General features: G+C 70.1%; 13 protein-coding genes. 10 read left to right on the top strand and 3 right to left on the bottom strand.

The features are described from left to right. The first annotated feature begins 141 nt into the window (after nucleotides 1-141). From BTH_RS18815 to BTH_RS34550, 4 genes are all read left to right on the top strand, one after another. Complete coding sequence (locus tag BTH_RS18815) at nucleotides 142-4,335, top strand: YhdP family protein (protein ID WP_009889237.1); 4,194 nt, start codon at nucleotides 142-144, stop codon at nucleotides 4,333-4,335. 45 nt (nucleotides 4,336-4,380) lie between these two features. Further along, a complete protein-coding gene (locus BTH_RS18810) occupies nucleotides 4,381-5,208 on the top strand; it encodes a carbon-nitrogen hydrolase family protein (protein WP_009889236.1) in 828 nt (275 codons plus the stop codon). A 107-nt stretch (nucleotides 5,209-5,315) separates the two neighbouring features. Continuing rightward, nucleotides 5,316-6,812 carry a metalloprotease TldD gene (tldD, locus tag BTH_RS18805; RefSeq protein ID WP_009889234.1) on the top strand — a complete coding sequence of 499 codons (1,497 nt, stop codon included), beginning with the start codon at nucleotides 5,316-5,318 and terminating at the stop codon, nucleotides 6,810-6,812. Then, nucleotides 6,812-7,033 (top strand): hypothetical protein, encoded by a 222-nt coding sequence (locus BTH_RS34550; protein WP_009908781.1) that lies wholly within the window; start codon nucleotides 6,812-6,814, stop codon nucleotides 7,031-7,033. Before tldD ends, BTH_RS34550 begins: the two co-directional genes overlap by 1 nt. Here BTH_RS34550 and BTH_RS34545 read toward each other — a convergent pair. Continuing rightward, nucleotides 6,944-7,225, bottom strand: a complete 282-nt coding sequence (locus tag BTH_RS34545; protein ID WP_162473138.1) for a hypothetical protein — start codon at nucleotides 7,223-7,225, stop codon at nucleotides 6,944-6,946. The genes BTH_RS34550 and BTH_RS34545 overlap by 90 nt on opposite strands. On the opposite strand from BTH_RS34545, the gene aroG reads away from it, so the two are divergent. Further along, nucleotides 7,224-8,297 (top strand): 3-deoxy-7-phosphoheptulonate synthase AroG, encoded by a 1,074-nt coding sequence (gene aroG / locus BTH_RS18800; protein ID WP_009889232.1) that lies wholly within the window; start codon nucleotides 7,224-7,226, stop codon nucleotides 8,295-8,297. The genes BTH_RS34545 and aroG overlap by 2 nt on opposite strands. Before the next feature lie 255 nt (nucleotides 8,298-8,552). Here aroG and hmpA read toward each other — a convergent pair whose 3' ends face one another. Together hmpA and BTH_RS18790 are read right to left on the bottom strand one after the other, a co-directional pair. Continuing rightward, nucleotides 8,553-9,761, bottom strand: a complete 1,209-nt coding sequence (gene hmpA, locus BTH_RS18795; protein WP_009889230.1) for an NO-inducible flavohemoprotein — start codon at nucleotides 9,759-9,761, stop codon at nucleotides 8,553-8,555. A gap of 120 nt (nucleotides 9,762-9,881) precedes the next feature. Beyond that, the gene (locus BTH_RS18790; RefSeq protein WP_009889228.1) at nucleotides 9,882-10,433 is read right to left on the bottom strand and encodes a cob(I)yrinic acid a,c-diamide adenosyltransferase; all 552 of its coding nucleotides are present in this window, start codon (nucleotides 10,431-10,433) and stop codon (nucleotides 9,882-9,884) included. A gap of 162 nt (nucleotides 10,434-10,595) precedes the next feature. On the opposite strand from BTH_RS18790, the gene BTH_RS18785 reads away from it, so the two are divergent. The 5 genes from BTH_RS18785 (at nucleotide 10,596) to BTH_RS18765 (ending at nucleotide 16,836) form a co-directional block, all read left to right on the top strand. Continuing rightward, nucleotides 10,596-12,005 (top strand): FAD-binding oxidoreductase, encoded by a 1,410-nt coding sequence (locus BTH_RS18785; protein WP_009889226.1) that lies wholly within the window; start codon nucleotides 10,596-10,598, stop codon nucleotides 12,003-12,005. A 64-nt stretch (nucleotides 12,006-12,069) separates the two neighbouring features. Further along, nucleotides 12,070-13,563, top strand: a complete 1,494-nt coding sequence (locus BTH_RS18780) for an FAD-linked oxidase C-terminal domain-containing protein (RefSeq protein WP_009889224.1) — start codon at nucleotides 12,070-12,072, stop codon at nucleotides 13,561-13,563. Nucleotides 13,564-13,664: 101 nt separating this feature from the next. After that, the gene (glcE, locus tag BTH_RS18775; RefSeq protein WP_009889223.1) at nucleotides 13,665-14,753 is read left to right on the top strand and encodes a glycolate oxidase subunit GlcE; all 1,089 of its coding nucleotides are present in this window, start codon (nucleotides 13,665-13,667) and stop codon (nucleotides 14,751-14,753) included. Between the two features lie 6 nt (nucleotides 14,754-14,759). After that, the gene (gene glcF / locus BTH_RS18770; protein WP_009889220.1) at nucleotides 14,760-15,986 is read left to right on the top strand and encodes a glycolate oxidase subunit GlcF; all 1,227 of its coding nucleotides are present in this window, start codon (nucleotides 14,760-14,762) and stop codon (nucleotides 15,984-15,986) included. A 151-nt stretch (nucleotides 15,987-16,137) separates the two neighbouring features. Beyond that, the gene (locus BTH_RS18765) at nucleotides 16,138-16,836 is read left to right on the top strand and encodes a YggS family pyridoxal phosphate-dependent enzyme (RefSeq protein WP_009889218.1); all 699 of its coding nucleotides are present in this window, start codon (nucleotides 16,138-16,140) and stop codon (nucleotides 16,834-16,836) included. Nucleotides 16,837-16,851: the final 15 nt, after the last annotated feature.

The following is a 16,851-nucleotide window of genomic DNA, read 5'->3' as shown; positions in this document are numbered from 1 at the left end:
CGCGCGCGGACAGCGCGCAACGCGGCGCGCGGCCGGCCGGACGGCCCGCACGGACGGCGTGGCGAAAGCCGTCGGCAAGGACCCGTGTGATACATTTGAACGTCAGTCCGCAAAACTACCATATCGCCGCCCCTTCGCCGCATGTCCGACCGTCAGGATTCCGCCGCAACGACCGAAGCCGGACCTCCGCAGCACCATCACCCGGTTCTGCGTCGCGTGTTCAAGGGCGTGCTGGCGATCGCGATCGCCGCGTACTTCATCGCGGCCGCCGCCTTCCTCGGGCTGCGCTACCTGCTGCTGCCCCGCATCGACGAGTACCGCCCGCGCATCGAGGCGTTCGTGTCGCAAAAGCTCCACGCCGAGCTGCGGATCGGCCGGCTCGCGCCGCACTGGTCAGGCATGCAGCCGGGCGTCGACATCAGCAACCTGACGATTCGCGGCCGCGACGGCCGCGTCGCGCTATCGGTTCCCCATGCGACGGCCGCGCTGTCGTGGCGCTCGCTCGCGCGCTTCGCGCCGACGCTGTCGAGCCTCGTCGTCGACGATCCGGACCTGCTGACCGAGCGCCACGCGGACGGCTCGCTGTTCGTCGCGGGCGTCGCGGTGCCGACGACGAAGACGGGCGCCGACGACACGTTCAGCGCGTGGCTGCTCAAGCAGGAGGCGATCGTGCTGCGCGGCGGCACGCTGCGCTGGCGCGACGCGCAGCACGACGCGCCCGAGCTCGCGCTCAAGGGCATCCGGATCGCGGTGCTCAACGACGGAATCGTCCACCGGATCGCGCTGCAGGCGCCCGCGAACGGCACGCTGTTCCACGGCCCGCTCGACTTTCGCGCGCGCTTCGTCCACAAGGCGCTCGCGCCGATCGGCAAGCCGTCGAACTGGACGGGCGACGCGTATCTGTCGACAGGCCCCGTCGACCTGCCGACGCTCGCGCGCTACGTGAACATCCGCCTCACCGCCTATGCGGGCCGGATCGACAACGCGATCTGGGCGCATTTCGGCGACGGCCACCTGTACAGCGCGGGCGGCGAGCTGCGCGGCTACGACGTCGCGCTGCGCGTGCGCCCGACGCAGCCGCGGCTCGACATTCCGGTCGCGCGCTTCGGCTGGGATCTCGCGATCGATCCGAAGCGCGACTACACGCTGCATCTGTCGCGGCTGCACGCGGAGCTCGGCCAGCCGCCGCTGTCGGACGGCACGCCGCTGTCTCGCGCGCTCGCGCTGCATACGCTCACCGCGCGCTACCGCGTGCCGAGCGTCGACGAAGGCCAGTTGCTGAGCGTATCCGGCGACCGCGTCGATCTCGGCATCCTCGCCGAATTCATCCGCGGGTTGCCGCTGCCGGCGCGGCTGCGCAACGAGCTCGTGCGCTTCGATCCGCGCGGGCTCGTCGCGAACTACGCGATCGAGGTCGAGCGCGCGAAGCCGGCGAGCCCCGAGTTCGTCGACGAGGAACGCCGGAGCGGCACCGCGCCCATCATCCGCTACCGGTTCCAGGGCGACTTGCAGGGGATCAGCTTCGAGGCGCAGGAGCCGCCGCCCGGGCTCTCGCCGCACGGCCATCCACGCGCGGGGATTCCGGGCGTCGAAAATCTGTGGGGCCACGTCGACGCCAACGAAAAAGGCGGCGCGGCGCGCTTCGACACGGTCGGCGCGGCCGTCACCGTGCCCGGCGTGTTCGACGAGCCGCGCCTCGCGTTCGACAAGCTGCGCGGCCGCGCGAACTGGACCATCACGCCCGCGCCGGGCGAGCGGCACGCGCGCGTCGACGTCGCGGTGCCCGAGTTCTACGTCGAGAACGCCGACGCAGCGATCGCGGTGGCGGGCAGTTACACGAACCCCGGCCACGGCCGCGGCTCGCTCGATCTGAAGGCCGACTTCGAGCGCGCCGCGGTCGCGCGGATCACCCGCTACCTGCCGACAAGCCTGTCCGATCACCTGCGCCTCTATCTCGGCCACGCGCTGCAGGCGGGCCAGGTGAGGAAAGGCGCGACGATCGTCGCGAAGGGCCCGCTCGAGACGTTCCCTTACGAGCACGATCCGAAGGCGGGCGTGTTCCACATCGTCGCGCCCTTCACGGGCGGCACGTTCGAGCCGACGCCGCAGCCGCCGCGCACGCTCGCGAACGGCACGCCGAACGTGTGGCCCGCGCTCGACGGCATCGACGGCGTGTTCGAGCTCGAGCAGAACCGGCTGCGCTTCGACATCGACCGCGCGCGCTACAAGGGCGTCGCGCTCGCGAAGGTGACGGGGCGCATCGACGATCTCGGCAACCCGACGCATTCGCCGCTCGTGATCGAGGGCCGCGCGCACGGCCCGCTCGCCGACCTGCTCGACTACGCGAACCACAGCGCGGTCGCCGGGATGACGGGCCACATCGGCAACCTCGTGCGCGCGCAGGGCCCGGCGACGCTCGCGCTCAAGCTGACGATCCCGCAGCACGTCGCGCATCCGCACGTCGGCGTCGACGGCGCGCTCGGCTTCGCCGGCAACACGCTCGAGGCCGACGGCGTGCCGCCCGTCACGCGGCTGCGCGGCAACGTGCGGTTCACGCAGCACACGGCGAGCATCGACCGGCTCACCGCGCGCTTTCTCGGCGGCGACGTGCGCGCGCGCGGCGCGCTGTCGGAGACCGGCCGCTACGCGTTCGACGTCGACGGCCGGCTGTCGCTCGACGCCGCGCGCGGGCTGAACCTGCGCGGCGCGGCGGCGGCCGCGCTCGAGCGCGTGGTCGGCGACGCGCCGTACCGGCTCGCCGTGCACGGCGCCAAAGGCGGACTGCCCGACATCACCGCGAACTCGGATCTCACGGGCGTCGCGCTCGACTTCCCCGCGCCGTTCGCGAAGCCGGCCGGCACGCCGATGCCGTTCAGCTTCGTGCTCGCGCCCGATCCGCAGGCGAGCGGCAAGCCGCTCGAGCGGGCCGACCTGACGCTCGGCCCGCTCGCGGCGACCTACCTGCTCGACGTCGAGCGCGGGCAGCCGGTGCGCGCGGTGCGCGGCGCGCTCGGCATGAACCGGATGCCCGACATGCCGCAGGAAGGCGTGAGCGCGGCGATCGACGCGCAAGAGCTCGACGCCGACGCATGGCAGGCGTTCGCGCAGGGCTTCGGCAAGTCGCCCGCGGCGCGCGAGAAGCCGGCCGCGTCGCCCGTCGATCTCGCGAGCTTCGCGCCGAAGCGCTTCGCGCTGCACTTCGGCACGCTGAAGCTGCTCAAGCGCAACTGGGAGAACGTGATCGTCGGCGCATCGCACGTCGACGACCTCTGGCAGGCGAACGTCGCGTCGAACCAGGTGTCGGGCTACCTGTCCTGGGCGCCCGGCGGCGGCCCGACGGGCGCGGGCGTGCTGAGCGCGCGGCTCGCGAAGCTCGTGATTCCCGAGAGCGCCGAGCACGATCTCGTCGGCCGCGCGATCGATCTGCCGACGCCCACCAACCGTGCGATGCCGGCGATCGATCTCGTCGTCGACCAGGTGGTCGCGCGCGGCCACGACATCGGCCGGCTCGAGGTCGACGCGCGCAACATCGACGAGAACGGCATCCCCGTCTGGCAGCTCGACAAGCTCGAGCTCGCGAACCCGGCCGCGAAACTCACCGCGACCGCGAACTGGCGCACGTCGCGGCGCGCGCTCGCGCGCGGCGTCGAAGAGAACGACGCGCCGCGCCGCACGGTGTTCGACTTCACGCTCGCGATCGACGACGCGGGCGCCCTGCTCGAGCACGTCGGCCTGCCGCGCACGGTCGAGAGCGGGCGCGGCACGCTGTCGGGCAAGGTCGCGTGGCGCGGCGGCCCGACCGCGATCGACTATCCGACGCTGAACGGCCGTCTGTCGCTCGACCTCGCGCACGGCCAGATCCTGAAGGTCGACCCGGGCGCGGCGAAGCTGCTCGGCGTGCTGAGCCTGCAAAGCCTCGCGCGCTTCATGACGCTCGATTTCCGCGACGTGATCGGCAAGGGCCTGCCGTTCGAGACGATCACGGGCACGGGCAGGATCGACAACGGCATCGCGCGCACGCAGGACTTCGAGATGAAGACATCGCCCGCGAAGGTGACGGTGACGGGCCAGGTCGATCTCGCGCACGAGACGCAGGACCTGAACGCGCACGTCGCGCCGAAGGTGAGCGCGAGCGCGGCCGCGATCGGCGCGGCGATCATCAATCCGTTTCTCGGCTTGGGCGTGCTCGCCGCGAACCTCGCGCTGTCGCAGACGCTCGCGCACGCGTTCGCGGTGGACTACGCGATCACCGGTTCGTGGGCGCATCCGCACATCGAGCGTGTCGGCGGCGATCGGGGTAAGATGAACTTCGCGCCCGCGGCCGTCGAGCACTGACGCGGCCGCCGGGCCCGCACCCTTTTTTCGGCTAACGAATCCGTCATGACCGATCGCCATGCTTCAGCCTCGCCGTTCCCGGTTGCCGCGCTGCAGATGGTCAGCACGCCCGATCGCGAGCGCAATCTCGCCGAAGCCGGCCGGCTGATCGCCGACGCGGCGGATGCGGGCGCGCGGCTCGTGCTGCTGCCCGAGTACTTCTGCTTCATGGGCCACCAGGACACCGACAAGCTCGCGCTCGCGGAAGCCTACCGGGACGGCCCGATCCAGCGCTTTCTCGCCGAGCGCGCGAAGGCGCACGGCGTCTGGGTGATCGGCGGCACGCTGCCGCTCTCGGCGCCCGAGCCGTCGCGCGTGCTGAACACGACGCTCGTGTTCGATCCGCAAGGCCGCGAGGCCGCCCGCTACGACAAGATCCACCTGTTCAACTTCGAGAAGGGCGACGAATCGTTCGACGAGGCGCGCACGATCCGTCCGGGCGACGCGGTGCGCACGTTCGACGCGCCGTTCGGCCGGGTCGGGCTGTCGGTCTGCTACGATCTGCGCTTTCCGGAGCTGTACCGGCGGATGGGCGACTGCGCGATGATCGTCGTGCCGTCGGCGTTCACGTACACGACGGGCCGCGCGCACTGGGAGACGCTGCTGCGCGCGCGCGCGGTCGAGAACCAGTGCTACGTGCTCGCCGCCGCGCAAGGCGGCAAGCACGAGAACGGCCGCCGCACGTGGGGCCACAGCATGCTCGTCGACCCGTGGGGCGAAGTCGTCGCGGTGCGCGACGAAGGCGCGGGCGTCGTCGCGGGCGAAATCGATCCCGCGCGGATCGCCGACGTGCGGCAGAGCCTGCCCGCGTGGCGGCACCGCGTGCTCGCGTGAGCGCCCCGCCGCCCCGCCCTTGAAGAACGGCCGCTGCGATCCATTTGCCCGGAAAGAAGAAAGCGCGTCCGACAACCGTTTCAGAATTTGAGAATCCCCGAATCCGCATGAACATCATCGAACCCGGCATCCCCCAAGGGGACCTCCTTCAGGGCGTGCGCAATCTCGCGCTCGCGAAGGACATCCTGCTCACGCCGTACGGCCTCGACGAAGCCCTTCTCACGCGCACGCTCGCCGACATCTTCACGCATCGCGTCGACTACGCGGACCTGTACTTCCAGGCCACCCGCAGCGAGGCGTGGAGCCTCGAGGAAGGCATCGTCAAGTCGGGCAGCTTCAGCATCGACCAGGGCGTCGGCGTGCGCGCGGTCGCGGGCGAGCGCACCGCGTTCGCGTATTCGGACGACCTGTCGCCCGACGCGATCCGCCAGGCGGCCGCCGCGACGAAGGCGATCGCCGCCGCGGGCGGCGGCAAGCATAAGATCCGAGCCGCTTCGTCGTTGAAGGGCATCTCGGGCCGCGACCTGTACCTGCCCGCCGATCCGCTCGCGTCGCTCGACGCGACCGCGAAGGTGAAGCTCCTCGAGCGCGTCGAGCAGATGGCGCGCGGCCGCGACCCGCGGATCACGCAGGTCATGGCGGGGCTCGCCGGCGAATACGACGTCGTGCTCGTCGCGCGCAGCGACGGCGCGCTCGCGGCGGACATCCGCCCGCTCGTGCGCGTGTCGGTGACGGTGATCGCCGAGCACAACGGCCGCCGCGAGATCGGCTCGGGCGGCGGCGGCGGCCGCTTCGACTACGGCTACTTCACCGACGACGTGCTCGCGCGCTACGTCGACGACGCGGTGCACGCGGCGCTCGTCAACCTCGACGCGCGTCCCGCGCCGGCGGGCGCGATGACGGTCGTGCTCGGCCCGGGCTGGCCCGGCGTGCTGCTGCACGAGGCGATCGGCCACGGGCTCGAGGGCGACTTCAACCGCAAGGGCTCGTCGGCGTTCGCGGGCCGCATCGGCGAGCAGGTCGCCGCGAAGGGCGTGACCGTCGTCGACGACGGCACGCTGCCGAACCGCCGCGGATCGCTGAACATCGACGACGAAGGCAACCCGACGCAGTGCACGACGCTCATCGAGGACGGCATCCTGAAGGGCTACATCCAGGACACGCTGAACGCGCGGCTGATGAAGATGCCCGTCACCGGCAACGCGCGGCGCGAATCTTACGCGGCGCTGCCGATGCCGCGGATGACGAACACGTACATGCTCAACGGCGACAAGGACCCGCGGGAGATCATCGAATCGGTCAAGCACGGCCTGTACGCAGTGAACTTCGGCGGCGGCCAGGTCGACATCACGAACGGCAAGTTCGTGTTCTCGGCGTCCGAGGCGTACATGATCGAGAACGGCAAGGTCACGTATCCGGTCAAGGGCGCGACGCTGATCGGCAGCGGCCCGGAATCGCTCAAGTACGTGAGCATGATCGGCAACGACATGCGGCTCGACACGGGCGTCGGCGTCTGCGGCAAGGAGGGGCAGAGCGTGCCCGTCGGGGTCGGCCAGCCGACGCTGCGGCTCGACAACATGACGGTGGGCGGCACCGCGTCGTAATGCGGCGTTGCCGCATCGCGGCGCAGACAATTCGCGCGAATCGAGTGCATCGCGCGGATTGTCCGCATTTTCAGCGCCGCAGGATTGCAAGGCGGCCCTCGACCGGGTATAAATCTCTGTCTCGCATCGCTTCATTGACACATCGCATTTCCGCCATGTCCGCAAAGTTTTACTTTTACTTTTTTTGGCATCTCAGGCCGCTGGCGGATCGAGAGGAGTGATGGCGCGCGAAGCGCAACCGAATTCCCGAAAAACCGCCGGCGAACCCGGCGGTTTTTTTTCGCCCCGCCGGTTCGCAAGCGCGGCTTGACGGCCCGATCCACCAGCTTTCCCGAATCACCGATTTGTCGAATTGAACCGCCAGCCGCACCCGCGCACGCCGGGCGGCGCACCGAACCGGAGAACTCAAGCATGCCCCCGCACAATACCGACGACGTCCGCATCCGAGAACTGAAGGAGCTGACTCCGCCCGCCCACCTGATCCGCGAATTCGCGCTCGGCGAGGCGGTGTCGGAGCTCATCTACAACGCGCGCCAGGCGATGCACCGGATTCTGCACGGGATGGACGATCGCCTGATCGTCATCATCGGACCGTGCTCGATCCACGACACGAAGGCGGCGCTCGAATACGCGGGCCGGCTCGTCAAGGAGCGCGAGCGCTTCGCGAACGAGCTCGAGATCGTGATGCGCGTGTACTTCGAGAAGCCGCGCACGACGGTCGGCTGGAAGGGGCTCATCAACGATCCGCACCTCGACAACAGCTTCAAGATCAACGATGGCCTGCGCACCGCGCGCGAGCTGCTGCTGCAGATCAACGAGATGGGGCTGCCCGCCGGCACCGAGTACCTCGACATGATCAGCCCGCAGTACATCGCCGACCTGATCTCGTGGGGCGCGATCGGCGCGCGCACGACCGAATCGCAGGTGCATCGCGAGCTCGCGTCGGGGCTGTCGTGCCCGGTCGGCTTCAAGAACGGCACCGACGGCAACGTGAAGATCGCGGTCGACGCGATCAAGGCCGCGTCGCAGCCGCACCATTTCCTGTCGGTGACGAAGGGCGGCCACTCGGCGATCGTGTCGACGGCCGGCAACGAGGACTGCCACGTGATCCTGCGCGGCGGCAAGGCGCCGAACTACGACGCCGACAGCGTGAACGCCGCGTGCGCGGACATCGGCAAGGCGGGCCTCGCCGCGCGCCTGATGATCGACGCGAGCCACGCGAACAGCTCGAAGAAGCACGAGAACCAGATCCCCGTGTGCGCGGACATCGGCCGCCAGATCGCGGCGGGCGACGAGCGCATCGTCGGCGTGATGGTCGAGTCGCACCTCGTCGAAGGCCGCCAGGACCTGAAGGAAGGCTGCCCGCTCACGTACGGGCAGAGCATTACCGACGCGTGCATCAACTGGGACGACAGCGTGAAGGTGCTCGAAGGGCTCGCCGAAGCGGTGAAGGCGCGCCGCGTCGCGCGCGGCAGCGGCAACTGATCGCGGCGGGCGGCACGGCGAAGCCGGCGGGCGCATCGCCACGCGCTGCTTCGCGCGCCGCGCCCGCCTTCCCTGTGCCGTGTCCCGCGCGCGACGAAGCGCAACCGCGCGCGGCGCACGAGAACGCGGGCCCAAACCGGCCTGACGCGACTCCGGCACCGTTCCGGGCGAGCATTGCCCAAGAAAAAGCCCGACGCGTTGCGCCGGGCTTTTTCGTTCTGCGTCAGCGAACGCGTGCCGTTCGCCGATGTTCCTTCATTCGAGCGCGCCCGAGCCGAAGATTTCCGTCTGCACGCGCTCCGGCGCGACGCCGAGCGCGACGAGCGCATCGCGTTGCTGCTTCATGAACGCAATCGGCCCGCAGATGTAGTAATCGGCGTCCGGCACGAGCGCGTGGCGCTCGAGCGCGGCCGGCGTGATCCGGCCTTCGTAGTCGTGATCGACGCCGACCCGGTCGTTCGGGCCGACTTCCTCGTAGAACACCGTGCGCTTCACGTTCGGATGGGCATCCGTCGTGTCGTTCAGCCAGTCGCGAAACGCGTGCACGTTCGCCGACCGGCAAGCGTGCAGGAACCGCACTTCGCGCTCGCTGCCCGACGCGACGAGCGTCGACGCCATCGACATCATCGGCGTGATCCCGACGCCGCCCGAAATCAGCACGACAGGCGTCGACGCGTCGCGGTTCAGCGTGAAATCGCCCATCGGCGCGGTGACTTCGACGATCGAATCGACGTCGACGCCGTCGTGCATCAGCGTCGACACCTTGCCCGCCGGCACTTCCTCGCTGCGCCCCGCTTCGCGCTTGACCGAGATGCGCAGCCACTTGCCGTGGGGCGCGTCGGACAGGCTGTACTGCCGCGGCTGCTCGACGCCCATGTCGCCGACGAAGCGCTTCACCGAGATGTACTGGCCCGGCGCGAACTCGGGCGCCGCGCCGCCGTCGGCGGGCGTCAGGTAGAACGACGTGATCTCGTCGCTCTCGCGCACCTTCTTCGCGACCTTGAACGGACGGAAACCGCTCCATGCGGCGTTCTCGTACAGGTTCGCCTCCGCGCCGATCAGGATCGTCGCCAGTTGGCCGTACGCGATGCGCCACGCTTCGAGCGTGTGCGCGTCCACCGCGTCGCCGAGCACCTCGACGATCGACGCGAGCAGGTTCTCGCCGACGATCGGATAGTGCTCCGGCCGGATGTTCAGGCTCGCGTGCTTGTGCGCGATCCGCGACACGGCACCGCCGAGCGCGCCGAGATTGTCGATGTTCGCCGCGTACGCGTAGACCGCCTTCGCGAGCGTCTCCGGCTGGCTGCCCGTCTTCTGGTGCGTCTGGTTGAAAACGTTCTTCAGTTCGGGGTGGCGTCCGAACATCCGCTGATAAAAATGCTTCGTGATCGTCGCGCCGTGCTCCGCGAGAACCGGGGCGGTCGCTTTCACTCGGGCCATTTGCTCGGCGGTCATCTGCGTCATGAAAGTATTCCTCCGTTAAACATTCTCAAACGATACATCTTTATGGGCGCGCGCCCGGCGGTCAAATTGTCGCACCTCGCCACAACAGGCCCGCGATTGCAATGATGCGCATCAACGCGTTCAGTGCGCTCGCGTACGGTCCCACAGCACGTCGGCGCCGCCCGCCGCGCGGTTCAGCACCCGCGCGAGCACGAACAGCAGATCCGACAGCCGGTTCACGTAGCGGCGCGGCGCCGCGTTGAGCGGCTCGCTCGCGCCGAGCGCGACGATCGATCGCTCCGCGCGCCGGCAGACGGTCCGGCACACGTGCGCGAGCGCCGCGCCGCGCGCGCCGCCCGGCAGGATGAACTCCTCGAGCGGCGGCAGTTGCCCGTTGTAGTGCGCGAGCCAGCCGTCCAGGCGCGCGAGATGCGCGTCGGTGATCGCCGCGTGCCCCGGAATGCACAGCTCCCCGCCCAGATCGAACAGATCGTGCTGGATCGCCGAAAGCGCCGCGCGGACGTCGTCCGGCAGCGGCTCGGCAAGCAGCACGCCGATCTGCGAGTTCAGTTCGTCGACGTCGCCGATCGCCGCGATCCGCGCATCGTCCTTGCGCACGCGGCTGCCGTCGCCGAGGCCCGTCGTGCCGTCGTCGCCCGTGCGGGTCGCGATCTTGCTCAAGCGATTGCCCATCGTTCCTCCCGTCGTTGGCCGTTGGCGGCGGCGCGCGCCGCGTCGGTGAATTCCCTATTATCGCAGCCGCGTTCGAGGCGGCGCGCATCCATTCGAGCGTAGAATGATCCGGCCCGCCTCGCCGCGGCGCGCGCCATAAAGATCTGCCCCCAGGAGACTCGCTTGAACCACCCCGCTCCGCCGCCGCATCGCCCGCTTCCCACCGCCTTCGTCGACGCGCTCGCCGCCCGGTTCGGCGCGCGCATGTCGGTCGCGCAGGCGGTGCGCGCCCATCACGGCCGCGACGAGTCGCCGTTCGATCCGCAACTGCCCGACGCCGTCGTGTTCGCGCACACGGCCGACGACGTGCGCGACGTCGTCCTTCTCTGCGCGCGGCACGACGTGCCGCTGATCCCGTACGGCGTCGGCTCGTCGCTCGAAGGCCATCTGCTCGCGGTGCGCGGCGGCGTGTCGCTCGATCTGTCGGAGATGAACCGCGTGCTGTCGATCGACGCCGACGATCTCACCGCGACCGTCGAGCCCGGGCTCACGCGCCGCGCGCTGAACGACGCGCTGCGCGACACGGGCCTCTTCTTCCCGATCGATCCGGGCGCGGACGCGAGCATCGGCGGGATGACCGCGACGCGCGCGTCGGGCACGAACGCGGTGCGCTACGGCACGATGCGCGAGAACGTGCTCGGCCTCACCGCCGTGCTCGCCGACGGCCGGGTCGTGAAGACGGGCACGCGCGCGCGCAAATCGTCGGCGGGCTACGATCTCACGCGGCTTTTCGTCGGCTCCGAAGGCACGCTCGGCGTGATCACCGAGATCACGCTGCGCCTGCACCCGCTGCCCGAGGCCGTGTCGGCCGCCGTGTGCGCCTTCCCGTCGATGAGCGCCGCCGCGCGCACCGTGATCGAGACGATTCAGATCGGCGTGCCGATCGCGCGCGTCGAATTCGTCGACGCGCTCGCGGTGCGCGCGATCAACCGCAACGCGCAGCTCGGGCTCGCCGAGGCGCCGACGCTCTTCTTCGAATTCCACGGCACCGAATCCGGCGTGCGCGAGCAGGCTCAGCAAGTCGAGGCGCTCGCCGAGCAGAACGGCGGCCAGGGCTTCGAATGGGCGACGCGGCCCGAGGATCGCACGCGCCTCTGGTCCGCGCGCCACCACGCGTATTTCTCGATGCTGCAACTGAAGCCCGGCTGCCGCGCGGTGACGACCGACGTCTGCGTGCCGATCTCGCAGCTCGCCGCGTGCGTCGAGGAAACCGAAGCCGACCTGAACGCGTCGTCGCTGCCGTGCCCGATCGTGGGCCACGTCGGCGACGGCAACTTCCACGTCGCGATCCTCGTCGATCCGGCCAAGCCCGAGGAGCTCGCCGAAGCCGAGGCGCTCAACGACCGGATCGTCGAGCGCGCGCTGCGCATGGGCGGCACCTGCACGGGCGAGCACGGCGTCGGGCTGCACAAGATGCGCTTTCTCGCGGCCGAGCACGGCGAGAACGCGGTCGACGCGATGCGCGCGATCAAGCGCGCGCTCGATCCGCGCAACCTGATGAACCCCGGCAAGATCTTCACGATCGACGCATGAAAGCGACGGCGCCCGCAACGGGATCGAACGACCGCGCGCCGCGCGCCGCGCAACAGGAGGAGAAATGAACGCCCCCGCCGAACTGTCGGCCGATCTGCGCGCGCAGCGCCAGCGCGAAGTCGTGCAGGCGCTGATGGCCGTGCTGCCGACCCACTGCCTGCTGCATCGCGACGAGGACACGGCCGCGTACGAATGCGACGCGCTGTCCGCATACCGCCGGCTGCCGCTCGCGGTCGCGCTGCCGGAGACCGAATCGCAGGTGCAGCGGATCGTGCAGATCTGCCGGCGCATGGACGTGCCGATCGTGCCGCGCGGCGCGGGCACGAGCCTGTCGGGCGGCGCGCTGCCGATCGGGCACGGCGTCGTGCTGTCGCTCGCGCGTTTCACGCGGATCGTCGAAGTCGATTCCTATGCGCGCACGGCCACCGTTCAGCCCGGCGTACGCAATCTCGCGATCTCCGAGGCCGCCGCGCCGTACGGCCTCTACTACGCGCCCGACCCTTCGTCGCAGATCGCGTGCACGATCGGCGGCAACGTGTCCGAGAACTCGGGCGGCGTCCATTGCCTGAAATACGGGCTCACGTGCCACAACGTGCTGCGCGTGCGCGGCGTGACGATCGACGGCGAGATCGTCGAATTCGGCTCGCTCGCGCCCGACGCGCCCGGCCTCGATCTGCTCGCCGTCACGATCGGCAGCGAAGGCATGTTCATCGTCGTCACCGAGGTCACGGTGCGCCTGATTCCGAAGCCGCAGTGCGCGCAGCTCGTGATGGCGAGCTTCGACGACGTCGTCAAGGGCGGCGAGGCCGTCGCCGCGATCATCGCGTCGGGCATCATACCGGCCGGCCTCGAAATGATGGACAAGCCGGCGACGCAGGCGGTCGAGGCGTTCACGCACGCGGGCTACGATCTCGACGCGGCCGCGATCCTGTTGTGCGAATCGGACGGCACGCAGGAGGAAGTCGCCGAGGAGATCGTGCGGATGACCGCGGTGCTGCGCGAGCACGGCGCGACGCGCATCCAGGTGTCGCGCAGCGAGGCCGAGCGGCTGCGCTTCTGGTCGGGCCGCAAGAATGCCTTCCCGGCCGCGGGCCGCATTTCGCCCGACTATTACTGCATGGACGGCACGGTGCCGCGCCGCGCGATCGGGCCGCTCCTCGCGCGCATCGAGCAGATGGAGACGAAGTACGGGCTGCGCTGCATCAACGTGTTCCACGCGGGCGACGGCAACATGCACCCGCTCATCCTGTTCAACGCGAACGACGCCGACGAGCTGCACCGCGCGGAGGCGTTCGGCGCGGAGATCCTCGAAACCTGCGTCGAATTCGGCGGCACGGTGACGGGCGAGCACGGCGTCGGCGTCGAGAAGCTGAACTCGATGTGCGTGCAGTTCTCGCGCGAGGAGTGCGACGCGTTCTTCGCGGTCAAGCGCGCGTTCGATCCGCCCGAGCTGCTCAATCCTGACAAGGGGATTCCAACCCGCGCGCGCTGCGCCGAATACGGCCGGATGCACGTGCGCGGCGGGCTGCTGCCGCGTCCGGACCTGCCGCGCTTCTGACGCCGCCGTGCGGGCCTGAAGGGATCGTAGGGGTTCGGCCCGACTGTGCGATCGCGCCGCCCCGGTAAAATCGCCCGAAACGAACAACGAAACACAACGCCATGGAAGAGGACGACATCGTCGCAGGCTGGGCCGCGCGCATCCGCGACGCCGCGGCGAGCGGCCGCGCGCTGCGCATACGCGGCGGCGGCACGAAGGACTGGTACGGCCAGACGCTCGACGGAGAGATTCTCGATACGCGCGCGCATCACGGGATCGTGGCATACGACCCCGCCGAGCTCGTCGTCACCGCGCGCGCGGGCACGTCGCTCGCCGAGCTCGAGGCGACGCTCGCCGAGCGCGGCCAGATGCTGCCGTTCGAGCCGCCGCATTTCGGGCGCGGCGCGACGGTGGGCGGCGCGGTCGCGGCGGGCCTGGCCGGCCCGCGCCGCGCGACGACGGGCGCGCCGCGCGATTTCGTGCTCGGCGTGACGATCCTGAACGGACGGGGCGACATGCTGCGCTTCGGCGGACAGGTCGTGAAGAACGTCGCGGGCTACGACGTGTCGCGGCTGATGGCGGGCTCGCTCGGCACGCTCGGGCTGATGCTCGAGCTGTCGATCAAGGTGCTGCCCGTCCCGGCCGCCGAAATCACGCTGAAATTCGACATGAGCGCGACCGACGCGGTGCGCAAGCTCAACGAATGGGCGGGCCGCCCGTTTCCGCTGTCCGCGAGCGCGTGGCGCTACAGTACGCTCGTGCTGCGCCTGTCGGGTGCGGAAGCGGCCGTGAAGAGCGCGAAGACCGTGCTCGGCGGCGAAGCCGTCGACGCGGTCGAGGCCGAGCGCTTCTGGGAGGGCGTGCGCGAGCAGAACGACCCGTTCTTCTCGTCGCTCGCGCCGGGCCACGCGCTCTGGCGGCTGTCGCTGCCGTCGATCACCGAGCCGATGCACCTGCCCGGCACGCAGATGATGGAATGGGGCGGTGCGCAGCGCTGGTGGATCACCGACGCCGACGCGCAGACGGTACGCATGAGCGCGAAGCAGGCGGGCGGCCACGCGACGCTCTTTCGCGCGAGCGAAAGCTACGACAGGAGCGCGGGCGTGTTCACGCCGCTGCCCGCGCCGCTGATGAAAATCCACCGCGGCCTGAAGACGGCGTTCGATCCGGCGCGCATCTTCAACCGCGGCCGGCTCTACCCCGATCTCTAAAGTGCGATGCAGACGAACCTCGCCGATTTCATCCGCCACACGCCCGACGGCGACGACGCCGACGCGATCCTGCGCAAGTGCGTGCACTGCGGCTTCTGCACCGCGACCTGCCCGACCTATCAATTGCTCGGCGACGAACTCGACGGCCCGCGCGGACGCATCTACCTGATCAAGCAGATGCTCGAGGGCGCGGAGGTCACGCGCAGCACGCAGCAGCATCTCGACCGCTGCCTCACATGCCGCAGTTGCGAGACGACCTGCCCGTCGGGCGTCGAGTACGGCCGGCTCGTCGACATCGGCCGCAAGGTCGTCGAGACGAAGGTGTCGCGGCCGCTCGCGCAGCGGATCGTGCGGCGCCTGCTCGCGAGCTTCGTGCCGAACGCCTCCGTGTTCGCGCCCGTGATGCGGCTCGGCCAGCACGTGCGGCCGCTGCTGCCGAAGCGGCTGCGCGACAAGGTGCCGCCGCGCGCGCGCCTGCTCGCGTGGCCGACCGCGCGGCGCGAGCGCCGCGTGCTGATGCTCGCGGGCTGCGTGCAGCCGTCGATGATGCCGAACATCAACATCGCAACCGCGCGCGTGCTGGATGCGCTCGGCATCGAGACCGTGGTCGCGCCGGAAGCCGGCTGCTGCGGCGCGATCCGGCTGCATCTCGGCTATCACGACGAAGCGCTCGACGACGCGCGCCGCAACATCGACGCGTGGTGGCCGCACGTCGAGCGCGGCGTCGACGCGATCGTGATGAACGCGTCCGGCTGCGGCGCGACGGTGCGCGAGTACGCGCACCTGCTGCGCGGCGACGCGGCGTACGCGGACAAGGCGCGCCGCATCGTCGAGCTGACGAAGGACGCATCCGAGCTGCTCGGCGGCTTCGAGGCCGAGCTGATCGCGCTCACGCGCCGGCGCGGCATCCACACGGTCGCCTATCATCCGCCGTGCACGCTACAGCATGGCCAGCAGTTGCGCGGCAAGGTCGAGCGGCTGCTGGAGGCGCTCGGCATCGAAGTGCGGCTGCCCGCCGACAGCCATCTGTGCTGCGGGTCCGCAGGCACCTACTCGCTCACGCAGCCGTCGCTCGCATACAAGCTGCGCAAGCAGAAACTCGCGAAGCTGCAGGCGACCGAGCCGCAAATGATCGTATCGGCGAACATCGGCTGCATCGCGCATCTGCAAAGCGGCACGCCGGTGCCCGTCGTGCACTGGGTGCAGCTCGTCGAGAATCTGCTGTACGGTTGACGGCGCGCGACGGGCGGCGCTTCGCGCCCGTCCGTCGTTCGCGGCGATCATCCGCGCCGGTTGTCAGCGCCGGTTGTCCGTATAATTCCCGCATCCGTCGCGCGCCGCGGCACGCCGTCCGGCGCGCGTCTCATGTTTCATTCGTCCCGCCATGCCCGATCTCGCCGCCCGCCTCGCCTCCGTTCAACGCCGCATCGACGAAGCCGCCCGCGCGGCCGGCCGCGAGCCGCGCGCGGTCACGCTGCTCGCGGTGTCGAAGACGTTTCCGGCCGACGCGGTGCGCGCCGCCTACGCGGCCGGCCAGCGCGCGTTCGGCGAGAATTACGTGCAGGAGTCGATCGACAAGATCGATTCGCTCGCCGATCTTCGCGCCGAGCTCGAGTGGCATTTCATCGGCCCACTGCAGTCGAACAAGACGCGCCCCGTCGCCGAGCGTTTCGACTGGGTGCATACGATCGACCGGCTCAAGATCGCGCAGCGCCTGGCGGAGCAGCGGCCCGCGCACCTGCCGCCGCTGAACGTCTGCGTGCAGGTGAATATCAGCGGCGAGGCGTCGAAGAGCGGCGTCGCGCCCTCGGACGCGGCCGAACTCGCGCGCGCGATCGCCGCGCTGCCCGCGCTGCGGCTGCGCGGCCTGATGGCGATCCCCGAGCCCGCGGCCGACCCCGAGGCGAAACGCGCGCCGCACCGCGCGCTGCATGCGCTCTTCGAGCAACTGCGCGCGGACGGACTCGCGCTCGACACGCTGTCGATGGGCATGTCGGACGATCTCGAGGCCGCTGTCGCCGAAGGCGCGACGATCGTGCGCATCGGCACCGCGATCTTCGGCGCGCGCGACTACGCCCACTGAACCCACCACCTTTCC

The organism is Burkholderia thailandensis E264, from assembly GCF_000012365.1.
Classification (GTDB): Bacteria; Pseudomonadota; Gammaproteobacteria; order Burkholderiales; family Burkholderiaceae; genus Burkholderia; species Burkholderia thailandensis.
The sequence above is the reverse complement of the archived record's forward strand: the minus strand, read 5'-3'. Positions and strand labels throughout refer to the sequence as shown.